Source organism: Staphylococcus sp. HMSC063F05 (genome assembly GCF_001837075.1).
Classification (GTDB): Bacteria; Bacillota; Bacilli; order Staphylococcales; family Staphylococcaceae; genus Staphylococcus; species Staphylococcus epidermidis.
In genome coordinates, this window is sequence record NZ_KV831352.1 from 12,303 (window position 1) to 31,826 (window position 19,524).

Here is a 19,524-nt window from a genome sequence, read left to right on the forward strand (position 1 = left end):
CAAATTTCACTTAAAATAGCATTCAATATGTTTGGTTTGCTATAATTATATTAATAAAGAACATATAAAAAGGGGCAATTAGAAAATGTGGAAGTGGGAAACAGAAAATGACGCAAAAGGCGTTGTTGTCATTGCTCATAATATTTTAGAACATACAGGTAGATATGCATATGTTATCACGATGTTAAGACGAAATGGTTATCACGTTATCATGGGCGATTTACCGGGACAAGGGCAAACTTCACGAGCTCAAAAGGGACAAATAGATGATTTTAATACGTATCATGAAAATATATTAGAGTGGATAAAAATAGCTAATGAATATAAAATTCCAACATTTGTTTTAGGTGTGGGACTAGGTGGTCTCATCATTTTAAATCTGCTTGAGAAAACAGAATTACCTATTGAGGGTATCTTGTTATTTTCACCTATGTTAGAACTAAAGAGAGACTATAAAGGGCGCAAAAATAAATTGATTTCTAATGTTGGTAAAATTTCTAAAGATACTAGATTTAAAGTTGGTATAACTCCTCAAGATTTAACACGTAATGATGAAATTATTGAAGAAACAGCAAATGATGGACTAATGCTTAAAAAGGTAACATATAGTTGGTATAACCTTATAAATGAAAAGATGAAAGAAACAATGGATCATATCAGAGATATTAAACCTATTTCAGCATTGATAATGTATGGTACCAATGATAAAATTTTAGAAACTCAATCTATTAATGAAATGAAAGATAAATTAAAGTCGAAAGAGATGTACTTTAAAGTTTGGGATGGATTATATCATGAAATACATAATGAACCTGAACGCGATTTGGTGATGAGATATGTTCTATCATTTTTGAATAATAGTGTAAATACTATGGGTTTTATAGTAAATGAAGAGGAAATTGAAGACATTTAAGTGAGCGAAAGAAAAATGATATCAATTCGTATACAATTCTATAATGTGAATAAGAAACTCGGTTTTATACTGGGACTATAGTAATGAGTCCGTACATCTTAAACTTGTACGGGCTCTTATAATTTTTAAGAATATATTTAGTTTGGTTTAATAAAAAATATATTTAACAATTTGTATAGAAAGTTTTGTCAAAATTATTGCGTTTTAAATGTAGAATTGATATATTTTGCTTATATAATTAATTTAATTTTAATATGTATTAACGCTAAGTTTTTGGGTTAGAATTTGAGTTGCACTAGATGTAAGATTTTTTTAAATCTCATTTTTAAATCTTTTTACGGATAAAGTTGATTTTAAGTAGCTCAATTATTGAAATAAAAGGGTATAATTCTAAAGTTTAATAACTTGACTATTTGTAAAATTAAATTTGGGGGAAATGGTTAAGTTAGTTTATAGAATTCACAATTTTTTATTTGGGAGATGTTAATTTTGGCTAATAGTGAAAAGAACAGGGTTTATGGTATTTTACAATTAGAGACATTATTCAAAGAGATTGATTCAATTTTTAATACAATCAAAGAAGAATATGGAATGTCTAAAGAGGAAATTTTGATTTTACTTACACTTTTGGAAAAAGGCTCAATGACTTTAAAGGAAATGGATAAATATGTTCATATTAAACCGTATAAACGTACACGTACTTATAATAATTTAGTTAATCTTGAGTGGATTTACAAAGAAAGACCTCAAGATGATGAACGTACAGTTATTATTCATTTTAATGACAAGCAAAATTCTAAAAAAGAAGATTTGTTAAAGTTTATTGATGACTCAATTAAAATCAAGTCTGAACCAATGCAATCTAGTTTACAATCTATTTTAGCAGTTTAATTTAACGTGCTTTAAATCTTTAACTGAACAAATTATTTTATTTGAATCATGGGTATAATTATGAGAATTAGTTGTTGAACTATATTAAAGAGTGTTTTCAAAATTATGAGGATCAGTAAACTTAATAGCACTTAAAAGTAAGGTATACTTCGTGATGAAATTTATAATTAAAAAAGAACCTGGGACAAAATGTTTGCTTGTCTCAGGTTCTTTTTACGTGCACGTGTATAAATTTTTTAATTACGTTTTTCAATAGCACAGATAAAAGGAGCGTTATTCTTTTGATTTATGAATTGATATTGTAATATATGAGCTTTATTTTGATCAAAGTTTTGTAAAAATTCAAGTAGTGCTTCTTTTTCTACTTTACCTTCTTCATGACCGTGATATATAACTAATATAATAATTCCTTCAATACTTAAGATATCAAAGATTTCATTAATAGCCATAATTGTTGTTTCAGGTTTAGTGACAATTTCTTTGTTACCTTTCGGTAAATAACCTAGATTAAAAATAGCAGCATCTATGCAACCGTGATGTTGGGCGGGAATGTGCAATTTAGCATTTTCATGACCAGATTGGATTAATTTTACATTCGAATAATCTTTTGTTTTTTTGTGCGTATTCAAAATTGCTTGTTCTTGTATATCGAATCCATAGACAAATCCATTTGGAACATGTTGAGCAAAATAAGCAGTATCATTCCCATTACCACATGTTGCATCAATTACAATACTATTATGATTAATATGAGAATCAATTAACGATTTAGAGAAGGGTAAAATACGTTCTAGTTTCATGATTGTATACTCTGCTTGTTCATTTTACCTTGATAGGAGTTTCGTCTAGCAAGCTCATTATCAATTTCATTTAATACTTCCCATTTATTAACACTCCACATTGGTCCAACCATTAGATCTATAGGTCCATCTCCAGTGATTCTGTGCACAATCATTTCTGGGGGTAATACTTCAAGTTGATCACAAACAAGATTGGTATAATCTTGTTGACTCATAAACTCGAGCATACCTTTTTCATATTGTTTAACCATAGGCGTTCCTTTTAGCAAGTGTAATAAATGAATTTTAATACCTTGAACGTCCATCTGAGCGACTTCTTTAGCAGTCTCCATCATCATGTCATAATTTTCACCTGGTAAGCCGTTGATTATGTGCGTACAAACATTTATATTATGTTTGCGTAATTTTGTTACGCCGTCATAGTATGTTTGCATATCATGAGCACGATTTATTAAATCGGAAGTTGACTGATGCACAGTTTGTAGGCCCAACTCTACCCATAAGTAAGTGCGCTGATTAAGTTCAGCTAAATATTCTACAACATCATCAGGCAAACAATCAGGTCTTGTCGCGATTGATAAACCAACGACGCCATCTTCTTTTAAGACAGGTTCATATTTTTCTTTTAGTACTTCAACAGGTGCATGCGTATTTGTAAACGCCTGAAAGTATGCAATATATTGACCTTCACTCCATTTTTCATGCATACGTTCTTTTATTTTTTTGAATTGAACTTCAATTGGTTCAGCTCTATTACCTGCAAAGTCACCGCTTCCTGCTGCAGAACAAAATGTGCAACCTCCATGAGCTACAGTACCATCTCTATTTGGGCAATCAAAACCTCCGTCTAATGCGACCTTAAATATTTTCTGACCAAACTTGTTTTTTAAATGATAGTTCCATGTGTGATAGCGTTTATCTTCAAAGGCATACGGGAAATAGTTACCCATAATACATTTTCCTTTCTATTTAGGTTCTAAGTACAGATTTTAACATATTTTAGTGTTATAGTGTCTATTGTAGATTGAGAAAAATATAAAGAGAGGGACTCATGATATGAATATACCTAAATCAGTATGGTGGCTAGTTATAGGTATGGCACTTAATATAACCGGCGCCAGTTTTTTGTGGCCTTTAAATACAATTTTCATGAAGGAAGAACTTCATAAGAGTTTAACAATTGCAGGTATCGTTTTGATGATTAATTCATTTGGAATGGTTGTAGGTAATTTGTTAGGTGGTTCTTTGTTTGATAAACTTGGTGGTTACAAAACGATTTTAATAGGTACATTTACGTGTTTATGTAGTACCACATTACTCAACTTGTTTCATGGCTGGCCATGGTATGCAATTTGGTTAGTACTACTTGGATTTGGTGGCGGAATGATAGTTCCTGCTATTTATGCGATGGCAGGTGCCGTTTGGCCTAATGGAGGAAGACAAACTTTTAATGCTATCTACTTAGCACAAAATATAGGGGTTGCTTTAGGCGCGGCATTAGGAGGTTTTGTGGCTGAATTTAGTTTCAATTATATTTTTATGGCAAACCTCATTATGTATGTACTTTTTGCCATCGTGGCGATTACACAGTTCAATTTAGAGATTAATGCTAAATTTAAACCACAAGATTCGATAGATTTAAAAAGCAAAGAAAATAAAAAACGATTTACTGCTATGATGCTAGTATGTGCAATGTTTGCAATTTGTTGGATTGCATATATTCAATGGGAAACAACGATAGCTTCATTCACACAATCAATTAATATTTCAATGTCTCAATATAGTGTATTATGGACAATCAATGGAATTATGATTTTAGTAGCTCAACCTTTAATAAGACCAATTATTATCTTATTAAAAGGTAATTTAAAACATCAAATGTTTGTAGGTATTTTAATTTTTATGAGTTCTTTCCTAGTGACGAGTTTTGCAAATCACTTTGCTATATTTGTAGTTGGCATGGTCATTTTAACTTTTGGAGAAATGTTTGTTTGGCCTGCAGTACCAACTATAGCAAATCAACTTGCACCAGTTGGAAAGCAAGGGCAATACCAAGGATTTGTTAATTCAGCATCTACAGTGGGTAAAGCATTTGGACCATTTATTGGGGGTATACTTGTAGATACATTTAATATGAGTATGATGTTTATTGGGATGATTATATTATTAAGTTTTGCACTGTTATTTTTAAGTTTCTATGATAAAGTGTTACCCAAGAATTTTAAAAATCAACATCAATCAAGAAGACGACGAAATCAGAATGGTATTTAATTAAAGTAATGATATTTAATTAACTACTTGCATTCATTGACCATATACAATAATATTAAACACGTATAGTATTAAGCATTTAGAGGCTTTTCTACAGAGAGCTAGTGTTGGTGAGAGCTAGTGTTAAGGACTAAATGACTTATTAACATAAACGACATTTAACTAGACATCTCTTACTATTAAAATGAAGTGCGCTAACTGTTAGCGAATAAGGGTGGTAACGCGGCACAGGTCGTCCCTTTCAAATCATTAATAGTAGAGATGTCTTTTTATGAATTAGGAGGAAATGTGTTGAATTATAATCATAAGGAAATTGAAAAAAAGTGGCAGAATTACTGGGAAGAAAATAAGACCTTTAAAACGAATGATAATTTAGGACAAAAGAAATTTTATGCATTAGACATGTTTCCTTATCCATCTGGTGCTGGTTTACACGTAGGTCATCCAGAAGGATATACGGCAACGGATATCATCTCACGATATAAAAGAATGCAAGGTTACAATGTATTACATCCTATGGGGTGGGATGCTTTTGGTTTGCCGGCAGAACAATATGCTTTAGATACTGGTAATGATCCTCGTGAATTTACACAGAAAAATATTCAAACTTTCAAAAGACAAATTCAAGAATTAGGATTTAGTTATGATTGGGATAGAGAAGTGAATACTACAGATCCTGAATATTATAAATGGACGCAGTGGATATTTATTCAGTTGTATAATAAAGGGTTAGCTTATGTTGATGAAGTTGCTGTCAATTGGTGTCCTGCATTAGGTACTGTTTTGTCGAATGAAGAGGTTGTCGATGGGGTATCAGAACGTGGCGGTCATCCTGTTTATCGTAAGCCTATGAAACAATGGGTACTCAAAATTACAGAATATGCTGATAGATTACTAGAAGATTTAGATGAGTTAGATTGGCCTGAATCAATTAAAGACATGCAACGAAACTGGATTGGACGTTCAGAAGGTGCCAAAGTAACATTTAAAATTGAGCAATCTGACCAAAATATTGAAGTGTTTACGACACGACCAGATACAATCTATGGTACTTCTTTCTTAGTTTTAAGCCCAGAACACCCACTTGTGAATGAAATTACGACAAGTGATAAAGAACAAGAAGTCAAATTGTATCAAAATGAAGCATCAAAAAAATCTGATTTAGAACGTACGGACTTAGCTAAAGAAAAAACAGGTGTGTTTACTGGAACATTTGCAATTAATCCGCTCTCTGGCGATAAATTACCTATTTGGATAGCAGATTATGTTTTATCAACTTACGGTACTGGTGCAGTAATGGCTGTGCCTGGACATGATGAGCGAGATCATGAATTTGCTACGAAGTTTAATTTACCAATTATCGAAGTTATAGAGGGTGGCGAAGTTCAAAAATATGCATACACAGGTGAAGGAAAACACATTAATTCTGGAGAATTAGACGGTCTAGAAAATGAAGCGGCAATAAGTAAAGCGATAGAATTGCTTGAATCTAAAGGTGCTGGTGAGAAAAAAGTCAATTATAAATTACGTGATTGGTTATTTAGTAGGCAACGTTATTGGGGAGAACCAATTCCTATTATACATTGGGAAGATGGATCAATGACTACAGTTCCTGAAGATGAATTGCCTTTACTACTTCCTGAAACAGATGAAATTAAGCCATCAGGTACCGGTGAATCTCCACTTGCAAATATAGATGCGTTCGTAAACGTTATCGATGAAAAGACAGGTATGAAGGGGCGCCGAGAAACCAATACAATGCCTCAATGGGCTGGCAGTTGCTGGTACTATTTACGTTACATTGATCCACATAACGAAAAAATGATAGCAGATCCTGAAAAATTAAAGCATTGGCTACCTGTTGATTTATATATTGGAGGCGTGGAACATGCAGTACTTCACTTATTATATGCAAGATTCTGGCATAAAGTGTTATATGACTTAGGTGTTGTACCAACAAAAGAACCATTCCAAAAACTATACAATCAGGGAATGATTTTAGGCGAAGGCAATGAAAAAATGAGTAAGTCTAAAGGTAATGTGATTAATCCAGATGATATTGTTGCATCACATGGTGCTGATACATTACGACTATATGAAATGTTTATGGGACCTTTAGATGCTGCGATCGCATGGAGTGAAAAAGGTTTAGATGGTTCTAGAAGATTCTTAGATCGTGTTTGGAGACTTATCATTACTGATGAAAATTCAATCAATAAAAAAATTGTAGATTCTAACAATCATTCACTTGATAAGGTTTACAATCAAACTGTGAAAAAAGTAACAGAAGATTTTGATACACTTAGTTTTAATACTGCAATCAGTCAATTAATGGTGTTTATTAATGAGTGTTATAAAACCAATGAAGTTTACAAACCTTATATCGAAGGGTTTGTAAAAATGTTATCGCCTATTGCACCACACATTGGTGAAGAATTATGGGATCGATTAGGGCATGAAAATACCATTACTTATCAACCATGGCCAACATTTGATGAAAGTTTATTAGTAGATGATGAAGTTGAAATCGTAGTTCAAGTCAATGGTAAAGTTAGAGCAAAAATCAATATTCCAAAAGATTTATCTAAAGAAGAAATGCAAGACTTAGCCTTGTCTAATGATAATGTTAAAATGAGTATTGAAGGAAAAGAAGTTAAAAAAGTTATTGCTGTACCTCAAAAGCTAGTTAATATAGTTGCTAAATAATATTTTTCTAAAGGAGTGCTATTAAATGGAGTCAATAACAGTAGATGAATTAAAGAAAAAAATATTAGATTCAAATCCAGTTAACATTGTAGATGTTCGCACAAACGAAGAAACTGAAATGGGTGTTATTCCTGGAGCAAAAACAATTCCTATGGATGAAATTCCTGATAATTTAAAAGAATTCAATAAAAATGACACGTATTATATTGTGTGTGCAGCGGGGTCACGCAGTGCTAAAGTAGTTTCATATTTAGAAGAACAAGGTGTTCATGCTGTAAATGTCGAAGGTGGAATGAATGCATGGGGCGATGAAGGTACTGTAATTGATAATATTTAAAGAACTTCGAAGTTGTAGATAACGATATTCTAAATTAAAAATTAATACAAATGAGTTTATAATTTATTCTAGTAAATTCTGGAATTACACTGTAAATCACAAATGTGGTCACTGAGTACGATTAAGATTTTTATTTGAAATCTTAGTCGTACTTTTTTTGATATAAAAATCATTAAATAATTCAATGTGGATCTCAAAAAACAAATTCTGATATCATTTAAAAATATATTAAGATAAATTTTTATACTACTAGATTTAGAATAATATAGATGATAAAATTAAAAAGACTTTAAATAGTTGTGTTTGATTAAATGAGCGATATTGGGATGAGTCATTACTTTAAATATTTTTCAAAGTTCATTAGACATACATCATAAAGAATTTACAACTAGGAGGCCAATTTAATGAATCTATTTAGAAAACAGAAATTTAGTATTAGAAAATTTAATATAGGTATTTTTTCAGCATTAATAGCTACAGTCGCATTTTTAGCTCATCCGGGGCAAGCAACAGCATCAGAACTGGAACCTTCTCAAAATAATGACACTACAGCTCAATCTGATGGAGGGTTAGAAAACACATCTCAGTCTAATCCTATAAGTGAGGAAACCACAAATACATTATCTGGGCAAACAGTACCTTCATCTACTGAAAATAAGCAAACACAAAATGTTCCTAATCATAACGCTCAACCAATTGCAATAAATACTGAAGAAGCTGAATCTGCTCAAACAGCATCTTATACCAATATCAATGAAAATAATGATACGAGTGACGATGGGTTACATGTTAATCAGCCGGCTAAACATCATATTGAAGCCCAATCTGAAGATGTAACAAATCACACGAACTCAAATCATTCAAATTCATCGATTCCAGAAAATAAAGCTACAACAGAATCATCAAGTAAACCTAAAAAAAGAGGGAAAAGATCATTAGATACAAATAGCGGAAATGACACGACAAGTACAACTCAAAATACGGATCCAAATTTAAGTAATACAGGTCCAAATGGCATTAACACTGTAATTACATTTGATGATTTAGGAATTAAGACAAGTACTAATCGCTCTCGACCTGAGGTAAAGGTAGTTGATAGTCTAAATGGCTTTACAATGGTTAATGGTGGTAAGGTCGGTTTATTAAATAGTGTGTTAGAACGTACAAGCGTGTTTGATAGTGCCGATCCGAAAAATTATCAAGCAATAGATAATGTCGTAGCCTTAGGACGTATTAAAGGAAATGATCCGAATGATCATGATGGTTTCAACGGTATAGAAAAAGAATTTTCAGTGAACCCTAATTCTGAGATAATATTTTCATTTAATACAATGACTGCTAAAAACAGAAAAGGTGGAACTCAATTAGTTTTAAGAAATGCAGAAAATAATCAAGAAATTGCTTCAACTGATATTCAAGGAGGCGGCGTATATCGTTTATTCAAGTTACCTGATAACGTACATAGGTTAAAAGTTCAATTTCTACCTATGAACGAAATACACTCAGATTTTAAAAGAATTCAACAGCTACATGATGGGTATAGATACTATTCTTTTATAGATACAATTGGTGTTAATTCTGGTTCACATCTATATGTGAAATCAAGACAAGTTAACAAAAATGTAAAGAATGGTAAAGAATTTGAAGTTAATACTCGTATAGAGAATAATGGTAACTTCGCTGCTGCTATAGGTCAAAATGAACTTACTTATAAAGTAACACTACCAGAAAATTTCGAATACGTTGATAATTCAACTGAAGTTTCATTTGTTAACGGGAATGTGCCTAATTCTACGGTAAATCCGTTTTCAGTTAATTTCGATAGACAAAATCATACTTTAACGTTTAGTAGTAATGGTTTAAATTTAGGAAGAAGTGCTCAGGATGTTGCTAGATTCTTGCCCAATAAAATACTAAATATTAGATACAAGCTTAGACCTGTCAACATCTCAACGCCACGTGAAGTGACTTTCAATGAAGCAATTAAATATAAGACATTTTCTGAATATTACATTAACACTAATGACAATACTGTTACTGGTCAACAAACACCTTTCAGTATTAATGTCATCATGAATAAAGACGATTTATCAGAACAGGTCAATAAGGATATCATCCCATCGAACTATACACTTGCTTCTTATAATAAATATAATAAGTTGAAAGAACGTGCTCAGACTGTTCTGGATGAAGAAACAAACAATACACCTTTTAACCAAAGATACTCTCAAACTCAAATTGATGATTTGTTACACGAATTACAAACAACACTAATAAATCGTGTGAGTGCTTCGAGAGAAATTAATGATAAAGCTCAAGAAATGACTGATGCTGTATATGATAGTACAGAATTAACTACTGAAGAAAAAGATACATTAGTTGATCAAATTGAAAATCATAAAAATGAAATTTCTAATAACATTGATGATGAACTTACAGATGATGGTGTTGAAAGAGTCAAAGAGGCTGGATTACATACTCTAGAAAGTGATACTCCACATCCAGTAACAAAACCAAATGCACGACAAGTTGTGAATAACAGAGCAGATCAACAAAAGACGCTTATACGTAACAATCATGAGGCAACTACCGAAGAACAAAATGAAGCGATTAGACAAGTTGAGGCACATTCATCTGATGCTATCGCCAAAATAGGTGAGGCAGAAACAGATACCACTGTAAATGAAGCTAGAGACAATGGTACGAAATTAATAGCTACAGATGTTCCAAATCCAACTAAAAAAGCAGAAGCTAGAGCGGCAGTTACCAACAGTGCAAATTCAAAAATTAAGGATATCAACAATAATACACAAGCAACATTAGACGAGAGAAATGATGCTATCGCACTTGTTAATAGATCAAAAGATGAAGCAATTCAAAATATTAACACTGCACAAGGTAATGATGATGTCACTGAAGCACAAAATAATGGAACGAATACGATACAACAAGTACCATTAACTCCAGTGAAAAGACAAAATGCAATAGCAACTATCAATGCTAAAGCGGATGAACAAAAACGTTTAATTCAAGCAAACAATAATGCAACGACTGAAGAAAAAGCTGATGCAGAGCGTAAAGTTAATGAAGCAGTCATAACTGCAAATCAAAATATTACCAATGCAACTACTAATAGAGATGTTGATCAAGCACAAACAACTGGAAGTGGTATCATATCTGCTATTAGTCCTGCAACGAAGATTAAAGAGGATGCACGTGCAGCAGTAGAAGCTAAAGCTATTGCACAAAATCAACAAATTAATTCAAATAATATGACAACAACTGAAGAAAAGGAGGATGCATTAAATCAAGTAGAAGCACATAAGCAGGCCGCAATAGCAACTATCAATCAAGCGCAGTCAACTCAGCAAGTTTCTGAAGCTAAGAATAATGGCATAAATACTATTAATCAAGATCAACCTAACGCAGTTAAGAAAAATAATACAAAAACAATATTAGAACAAAAAGGAAACGAGAAAAAGTCAGCAATAGCTCAAACACCTGATGCTACCACTGAAGAGAAACAAGAAGCTGTCAGTGCTGTTTCGCAAGCTGTTACCAATGGCATTACCCATATCAACCAAGCAAATTCTAATGATGATGTTGATCAAGAACTTAGTAATGCAGAACAAATTATTACTCATACTAATGTCAATGTTCAAAAAAAACCTCAAGCCAGACAAGCATTGATTGCTAAAACAAATGAAAAGCAGAGTGCGATTAATTCTGATAATGAAGGCACTATAGAAGAAAAACAAAAAGCAATTCAAAGTTTGAATGATGCTAAAAATTTAGCTGATGAACAAATTACACAGGCTGCTTCTAATCAAAATGTCGACAACGCCTTAAATATAGGTATAAGTAATATCAGTAAAATACAGACTAATTTCACTAAAAAGCAACAAGCTAGAGACCAAGTAAATCAAAAGTTCCAAGAAAAAGAAGCTGAGTTAAATTCAACACCTCATGCAACTCAAGATGAAAAACAAGATGCGTTAACTAGATTAACACAAGCAAAGGAAACTGCACTCAACGACATAAATCAAGCACAAACAAATCAAAATGTGGATACAGCACTTACTAGTGGAATTCAAAATATTCAAAATACACAAGTTAATGTTAGGAAAAAGCAAGAAGCCAAAACTACGATTAATGATATTGTTCAACAACATAAACAAACTATACAAAATAATGATGATGCTACAACTGAAGAGAAGGAAGTCGCAAATAATTTAGTTAATGCATCACAGCAAAATGTAATTAGTAAGATTGATAATGCTACAACGAATAATCAAATTGATGGTATTGTGAGTGATGGTAGACAAAGCATAAATGCAATTACACCTGATACATCAATTAAAAGAAATGCTAAAAATGATATTGATATTAAAGCAGCTGATAAGAAAATAAAAATTCAAAGAATAAATGATGCTACAGATGAAGAAATTCAAGAAGCGAATCGTAAAATTGAAGAAGCTAAGATTGAAGCAAAAGATAATATTCAACGCAATAGTACTAGAGATCAAGTAAATGAAGCGAAAACTAATGGAATAAATAAAATAGAAAATATAACACCAGCAACTACTGTGAAATCTGAAGCTAGACAAGCAGTACAGAATAAAGTAAATGAACAGATTAATCATATTCAAAACACGCCTGATGCAACTAATGAAGAAAAACAAGAGGCAATAAATAGAGTAAGTGCTGAATTAGCAAGAGTTCAAGCACAAATAAATGCAGAACATACAACCCAAGGTGTCAAAACTATCAAAGACGACGCGATAACTTCTTTATCTCGAATTAATGCACAAGTTGTTGAGAAAGAGTCTGCAAGAAATGCAATCGAACAAAAGGCAACACAACAAACGCAATTTATTAATAATAATGATAATGCTACAGATGAAGAAAAAGAGGTCGCCAACAATTTAGTTATCGCTACAAAACAAAAATCATTAGATAATATTAACTCCTTATCTTCAAATAATGATGTTGAAAATGCTAAAGTAGCAGGAATAAATGAAATAGCTAACGTTTTACCAGCAACCGCTGTTAAGTCAAAAGCAAAAAAAGATATTGATCAAAAACTCGCGCAACAGATTAATCAAATTCAAACGCATCAAACTGCTACAACTGAGGAAAAAGAAGCGGCTATTCAATTGGCAAATCAAAAATCAAATGAAGCAAGAACAGCAATTCAAAATGAACATAGTAACAATGGTGTCGCACAAGCTAAATCTAACGGCATTCATGAAATTGAATTAGTTATGCCAGATGCGCACAAAAAATCTGATGCTAAACAAAGTATCGATAATAAATATAATGAGCAAAGTAATACTATCAACACTACACCAGATGCAACAGATGAAGAAAAGCAAAAAGCATTAGATAAATTAAAAATAGCTAAAGATGCAGGATACAACAAAGTTGATCAAGCGCAAACAAACCAACAAGTATCTGATGCAAAAACTGAGGTTATAGATACGATAACTAATATTCAAGCAAATGTTGCAAAAAAACCATCCGCTCGAGTGGAATTAGATTCAAAGTTTGAGGATTTAAAGCGTCAAATCAATGCAACGCCCAATGCTACAGAAGAAGAAAAACAAGATGCAATTCAAAGATTGAATGGTAAAAGAGATGAAGTTAAGAATCTAATAAATCAAGATAGACGTGACAATGAAGTTGAACAGCACAAAAATATTGGACTTCAAGAATTAGAAACGATTCATGCTAATCCAACTAGAAAATCTGATGCGCTCCAAGAGTTACAAACTAAATTTATTTCACAAACAGAGTTAATTAATAATAACAAAGATGCAACTAATGAAGAAAAAGATGAAGCCAAACGACTTCTTGAGATTAGTAAAAATAAAACTATAACAAATATCAATCAAGCGCAAACTAATAATCAAGTTGATAATGCTAAAGATAACGGCATGAATGAGATTGCTACCATAATACCAGCAACAACAATTAAAACAGATGCAAAAACGGCTATTGATAAAAAAGCTGAGCAACAAGTTACAATCATCAATGGTAACAACGATGCAACAGATGAAGAAAAAGCAGAGGCTAGAAAGCTGGTTGAAAAAGCGAAAATTGAAGCCAAATCTAATATTACAAATAGTGATACTGAAAGGGAAGTCAATGGTGCTAAAACCAATGGGTTAGAAAAAATAAACAATATTCAACCATCAACTCAAACTAAAACAAATGCTAAGCAAGAAATAAATGACAAAGCTCAAGAACAATTAATCCAAATTAATAACACGCCTGATGCAACCGAAGAAGAAAAGCAAGAGGCAACAAATAGAGTCAATGCTGGATTAGCACAAGCAATACAAAATATTAATAATGCACATAGTACTCAAGAAGTAAATGAATCTAAAACAAATAGTATTGCTACAATCAAGAGTGTACAACCCAATGTGATCAAAAAACCGACTGCTATAAATAGTTTGACTCAAGAAGCTAATAATCAAAAGACGTTAATAGGTAATGATGGTAATGCTACTGATGATGAAAAAGAGGCTGCAAAGCAATTAGTGACCCAAAAATTAAATGAACAAATTCAAAAAATTCATGAAAGTACACAAGATAATCAAGTTGATAACGTAAAAGCACAAGCTATCACTGCAATTAAATTGATTAATGCAAATGCACATAAAAGACAAGATGCCATTAATATTTTGACTAATCTAGCTGAAAGTAAAAAATCAGATATAAGAGCCAATCAAGATGCAACTACTGAAGAGAAAAATACGGCAATACAATCTATAGATGATACGTTAGCACAAGCACGTAACAATATTAATGGTGCAAATACAAATGCGTTAGTGGATGAGAATTTAGAAGATGGTAAGCAAAAGTTACAACGTATTGTGTTGTCAACTCAAACTAAAACACAAGCTAAAGCAGACATTGCTCAAGCAATAGGTCAACAAAGGTCGACAATAGACCAGAATCAAAATGCTACAACAGAAGAAAAACAAGAAGCCCTTGAGAGACTTAATCAAGAAACAAATGGAGTCAATGATAGAATACAAGCAGCTTTAGCAAATCAAAATGTTACAGACGAAAAAAATAATATATTAGAAACAATAAGAAATGTTGAACCTATTGTAATTGTAAAACCAAAGGCTAATGAAATAATTAGAAAAAAAGCTGCGGAACAAACGACTTTAATAAATCAAAATCAAGATGCGACACTAGAAGAAAAACAAATAGCACTTGGCAAATTAGAAGAAGTAAAGAATGAAGCGTTAAATCAAGTATCACAGGCACACTCAAATAATGATGTGAAAATTGCGGAAAATAATGGAATTGCTAAAATTTCTGAGGTCCATCCTGAGACTATAATTAAACGTAATGCTAAACAAGAAATTGAACAAGATGCGCAAAGTCAAATTGATACTATCAATGCAAATAATAAATCAACTAATGAAGAAAAATCAGCCGCTATAGATAGAGTTAATGTAGCTAAAATTGATGCTATTAACAATATTACTAATGCTACAACTACACAATTAGTTAATGATGCTAAAAATAGTGGTAACACGAGTATTAGCCAAATATTACCAAGTACAGCAGTCAAAACTAATGCATTAGCAGCTCTAGCTAGCGAAGCTAAAAATAAAAACGCTATAATAGATCAAACACCAAATGCGACAGCAGAAGAAAAAGAAGAAGCAAATAATAAAGTTGATCGTCTTCAAGAAGAAGCAGATGCTAATATCCTAAAAGCGCACACTACTGATGAAGTTAATAATATTAAAAATCAAGCTGTTCAAAATATTAACGCTGTTCAAGTTGAAGTTATCAAGAAACAAAACGTTAAAAACCAATTAAATCAATTCATTGATAATCAAAAGAAAATTATTGAAAATACGCCTGATGCAACACTAGAAGAAAAAGCTGAAGCTAATAGATTGCTTCAAAATGTACTAACTTCCACATCAGATGAAATTGCTAATGTAGAGCATAACAACGAGGTTGATCAAGCTTTAGATAAAGCTAGACCAAAAATCGAGGAAATTGTACCACAAGTTAGTAAGAAACGAGATGTTTTAAATGCAATCCAAGAAGCATTTAATTCACAAACTCAAGAAATACAAGAGAACCAAGAAGCTACGAATGAAGAAAAAACTGAAGCATTAAATAAAATAAACCAATTACTTAATCAGGCTAAAGTAAATATTGATCAAGCACAGTCAAATAAAGATGTAGATAGTGCGAAAACACGTAGTATTCAAGATATAGAGCAAATTCAACCACATCCACAAACAAAAGCAACCGGGCGTCACAGATTAAATGAAAAAGCTAACCAACAACAAAGTACTATTGCAACTCATCCTAATTCAACAATTGAAGAAAGACAGGAAGCAAGTGCAAAACTACAAGAAGTTCTTAAAAAAGCCATAGCTAAAATAGATAAAGGTCAAACCAATGATGATGTAGAAAAGACTGTAGTAAACGGAATAGCTGAAATTGAAAATATATTACCTGCTACTACAGTTAAAGATAAAGCTAAAGCTGATGTAAATGCTGAAAAAGAGCAGAAAAACCTACAAATTAATAGTAATGATGAAGCAACGACTGAAGAAAAATTAGTTGCTAGTGACAATTTAAATCACGTTGTCGAGACAACAAATCAAGCTATTGAGGATGCACCAGATACCAACCAAGTGAATGTAGAAAAGAACAAAGGTATAGGTACAATTAGAGATATTCAACCACTTGTAGTTAAAAAACCTACTGCCAAATCTAAAATTGAAAGCGCAGTAGAAAAAAAGAAAACTGAAATTAATCAAACACAAAATGCAACTCATGATGAAGTAAGAGAGAGTTTAAATCAGTTAAATCAAATTCATGAAAAAGCCAAAAATGATGTAAATCAATCTCAAACTAATCAGCAAGTTGAAAATGCTGAGCAAAATAGTTTAGATCAAATCAATAACTTCAGACCAGATTTTAGTAAAAAACGTAATGCAGTAGCTGAAATTGTTAAAGCGCAACAAAACAAAATTGATGAAATAGAGCAAGAATTTAGTGCTACACAAGAGGAAAAAGACAATGCTTTACAACATTTAGATGAACAGGTTAAAGAAATCATTAATTCTATAAATCAAGCTAATACAGATAATGAAGTAGATAATGCTAAAACTTCTGGGTTGAATAACATAACTGAATACAGACCAGAATATAATAAAAAGAAAAATGCTATATTAAAATTATATGATGTTTCAGATACTCAAGAAGCTATAATTAATGGTTATCCTGATGCAACTGAAGATGAACTTCAAGAAGCTAATAGTAAGTTAAATAAAATACTTTTAGATGCAAAAAAACAAATTGGTCTTGCGCACACAAATAATGAAGTTGATGATATTTATAATGAAGTTTCCCAAAAAATGAAAACTATTTTACCACGTGTAGATACAAAAGCGGTAGCACGTTCTGTACTTAATGCACTTGCTAAACAATTGATTAAAACTTTTGAAAATACTGCAGATGTTACTCACGAGGAACGTAATGATGCGATTAATCATGTAAAAGAACAATTATCTTTAGTATTCAATGCCATTGAAAAAGACCGAAAAGATATACAAGTTGCGCAAGATGAATTATTTGGATTAAATGAATTAAATAGTATATTTATCAACATAACTCAAAAGCCAACTGCCAGAAAAGCAATTAGTGGTATGGCGAGTCAATTAAACAACTCTATCAATAATACGCCATATGCTACAGAAGAAGAACGACAAATTGCACTGAATAAAGTTAAGGCGATTGTTGATGATGCAAATGAAAAAATACGAGAAGCTAACACTGATAGCGAAGTACTTGGAACAAAATCAAACGCAATAACATTGTTACAAGCAATCAGTGCGGATGTACAAGTTAAACCACAAGCATTTGAAGAAATCAATGCACAAGCTGAAATTCAAAGAGAACGAATTAATGGAAATAGTGATGCGACAAGAGAAGAAAAAGAAGAAGCTTTAAAACAAGTTGATACATTAGTAAATCATTCATTTATTACAATTAATAATGTTAATAAAAATCAAGAAGTTTATGATACTAAAGACAAAACGATTGAAGCTATTCATAAAATCAAACCAATATCAACTATCAAACCACAAGCATTAAATGAAATCACTATTCAACTAGACACTCAACGTGATTTAATAAAGAATAATAAAGAGTCTACAGTTGAAGAAAAAGCCTCGGCTATCGATAAATTAATTAAAACTGCAGCAAGAATAGCCGAAGCAATAGATAAAGCTCAAACAAATGAAGAAGTTAAAAATATTAAAAAACAAAGTATTGATGAAATTTCTAAAATACTACCTGTTATTGAAATTAAATCAGCTGCAAGAAATGAAATTCATCAAAAAGCAGAAGTTATTCGCGGATTAATTAATGATAATGAAGAAGCGACTAAAGAAGAAAAAGATATCGAATTAAATCAATTAGACACAACTCTAACACAAGCAAATGTTTCAATTGACCAAGCATTAACAAATGAAGCTGTTAATAGAGCTAAAGAAATAGCAAATTCTGAAATTAATAAAATTTCTGTCATTGCCATTAAAAAGCCTGAAGCTATAGCAGAAATTCAAGAACTAGCAGATAAAAAATTAAATAAATTTAAACAAAGTCAAGAAGCTACTATTGAAGAAAAGCAATCAGCTATCAATGAATTAGAACAAGCTTTAAAATCAGCTATTAATCATATTCATCAATCTCAAAATAATGAATCAGTGAGCGCTGCATTAAAAGAAAGTATATCTTTAATAGACTCGATTGAAATTCAAGCACATAAAAAATTAGAAGCTAAAGCATACATTGATGGATATAGTGACGATAAAATTAATGACATATCTTCTAGAGCGACTAACGAAGAAAAACAAATATTTGTAAGTAAACTTAAAGCATTAATCAATCGTACACATAAACAGATTGACGAAGCTGAAACATTTGTTTCAGTTGAAACAATTGTCCGAAACTTTAAAGTTGAAGCGGATAAATTAAACTCAATTGTACGTAAAAAAGCTAAAGCATCGAAGGAAATTGAATTAGAAGCAGACCATGTAAAGCAAATGATAAATGCAAATTTAAGTGCTAGTACTAGAGTGAAACAAAATGCTCGTACATTGATAAATGAAATTGTTAGTAACGCTTTAAGTCAACTTAATAAAGTAACCACAAATAAAGAAGTTGATGAAATAGTTAACGAAACGATTGAAAAACTTAAGTCAATACAAATAAGAGAAGATAAAATATTGAGTAGTCAACGTTCATCAACATCTATGACGGAAAAATCTAATCAATGTTATAGTTCCGAGAATAATACAATTAAATCTCTACCAGAGGCAGGAAATGCTGATAAATCACTACCATTAGCAGGAGTTACTTTAATATCTGGTTTAGCAATCATGTCCTCACGTAAAAAGAAAAAAGATAAAAAAGTAAATGACTAAATTTATAAATCACAAAACCGGAGATATCAATTGATAAACTCCCTTCAAAGTAGACATTAATATAATGAAAACTTTGAAGGGAGTATTTTTAGATATTCAATATAAAATCGACGCTAATCTATT

At 31.7% G+C, this 19,524-nt stretch carries 8 protein-coding genes; 6 read left to right on the forward strand and 2 right to left on the reverse strand.

The features are described from left to right. Positions 1 to 85 precede the first annotated feature (85 nt). Positions 86 to 913: an alpha/beta fold hydrolase gene (locus HMPREF2576_RS07915; RefSeq protein ID WP_001830886.1), complete on the forward strand. Its 828-nt coding sequence runs from the start codon at positions 86 to 88 to the stop codon at positions 911 to 913. A gap of 489 nt (positions 914 to 1,402) precedes the next feature. Continuing rightward, positions 1,403 to 1,804 (forward strand): SarA family transcriptional regulator, encoded by a 402-nt coding sequence (locus tag HMPREF2576_RS07920; protein ID WP_001830809.1) that lies wholly within the window; start codon positions 1,403 to 1,405, stop codon positions 1,802 to 1,804. Between the two features lie 236 nt (positions 1,805 to 2,040). On the opposite strand, the gene HMPREF2576_RS07925 is transcribed toward HMPREF2576_RS07920, so the two are convergent. Next, positions 2,041 to 2,604 (reverse strand): tRNA 5-(aminomethyl)-2-thiouridylate-methyltransferase MnmM, encoded by a 564-nt coding sequence (locus HMPREF2576_RS07925; protein WP_001830894.1) that lies wholly within the window; start codon positions 2,602 to 2,604, stop codon positions 2,041 to 2,043. Beyond that, a complete protein-coding gene (locus HMPREF2576_RS07930; protein WP_001830802.1) occupies positions 2,601 to 3,554 on the reverse strand; it encodes a tRNA modification radical SAM protein MnmL/YtqA in 954 nt (317 codons plus the stop codon). Before HMPREF2576_RS07930 ends, HMPREF2576_RS07925 begins: the two co-directional genes overlap by 4 nt. A 106-nt stretch (positions 3,555 to 3,660) precedes the next feature. Here HMPREF2576_RS07930 and HMPREF2576_RS07935 point away from each other — a divergent pair, with 106 nt between their 5' ends. The 4 genes from HMPREF2576_RS07935 (at position 3,661) to HMPREF2576_RS07950 (ending at position 19,401) form a co-directional block, all read left to right on the forward strand. Next, entirely contained in the window at positions 3,661 to 4,875 is a 1,215-nt protein-coding gene (locus HMPREF2576_RS07935) for an MDR family MFS transporter (protein WP_001830884.1), read from the forward strand. 288 nt (positions 4,876 to 5,163) lie between these two features. Beyond that, positions 5,164 to 7,581, forward strand: coding sequence for a leucine--tRNA ligase (leuS, locus tag HMPREF2576_RS07940; protein WP_001830785.1), 2,418 nt, complete (start codon positions 5,164 to 5,166; stop codon positions 7,579 to 7,581). A gap of 25 nt (positions 7,582 to 7,606) precedes the next feature. Then, positions 7,607 to 7,918: a rhodanese-like domain-containing protein gene (locus tag HMPREF2576_RS07945; RefSeq protein ID WP_001830891.1), complete on the forward strand. Its 312-nt coding sequence runs from the start codon at positions 7,607 to 7,609 to the stop codon at positions 7,916 to 7,918. 404 nt (positions 7,919 to 8,322) lie between these two features. Then, positions 8,323 to 19,401, forward strand: coding sequence for a SasC/FmtB family protein (locus HMPREF2576_RS07950; protein WP_070856193.1), 11,079 nt, complete (start codon positions 8,323 to 8,325; stop codon positions 19,399 to 19,401). Positions 19,402 to 19,524 lie beyond the last annotated feature (123 nt).

What these genes read in the sequence shown, in the direction of transcription:
- HMPREF2576_RS07950 (WP_070856193.1), top strand. Translation starts at nt 8,323, where the DNA reads ATGAATCTATTTAGAAAACAGAAATTTAGTATTAGAAAATTTAATATA.
- HMPREF2576_RS07945 (WP_001830891.1), top strand. Translation starts at nt 7,607, where the DNA reads ATGGAGTCAATAACAGTAGATGAATTAAAGAAAAAAATATTAGATTCA.
- HMPREF2576_RS07935 (WP_001830884.1), top strand. Translation starts at nt 3,661, where the DNA reads ATGAATATACCTAAATCAGTATGGTGGCTAGTTATAGGTATGGCACTT.
- HMPREF2576_RS07915 (WP_001830886.1), top strand. Translation starts at nt 86, where the DNA reads ATGTGGAAGTGGGAAACAGAAAATGACGCAAAAGGCGTTGTTGTCATT.
- HMPREF2576_RS07930 (WP_001830802.1), bottom strand. Translation starts at nt 3,554, where the DNA reads ATGGGTAACTATTTCCCGTATGCCTTTGAAGATAAACGCTATCACACA.
- HMPREF2576_RS07925 (WP_001830894.1), bottom strand. Translation starts at nt 2,604, where the DNA reads ATGAAACTAGAACGTATTTTACCCTTCTCTAAATCGTTAATTGATTCT.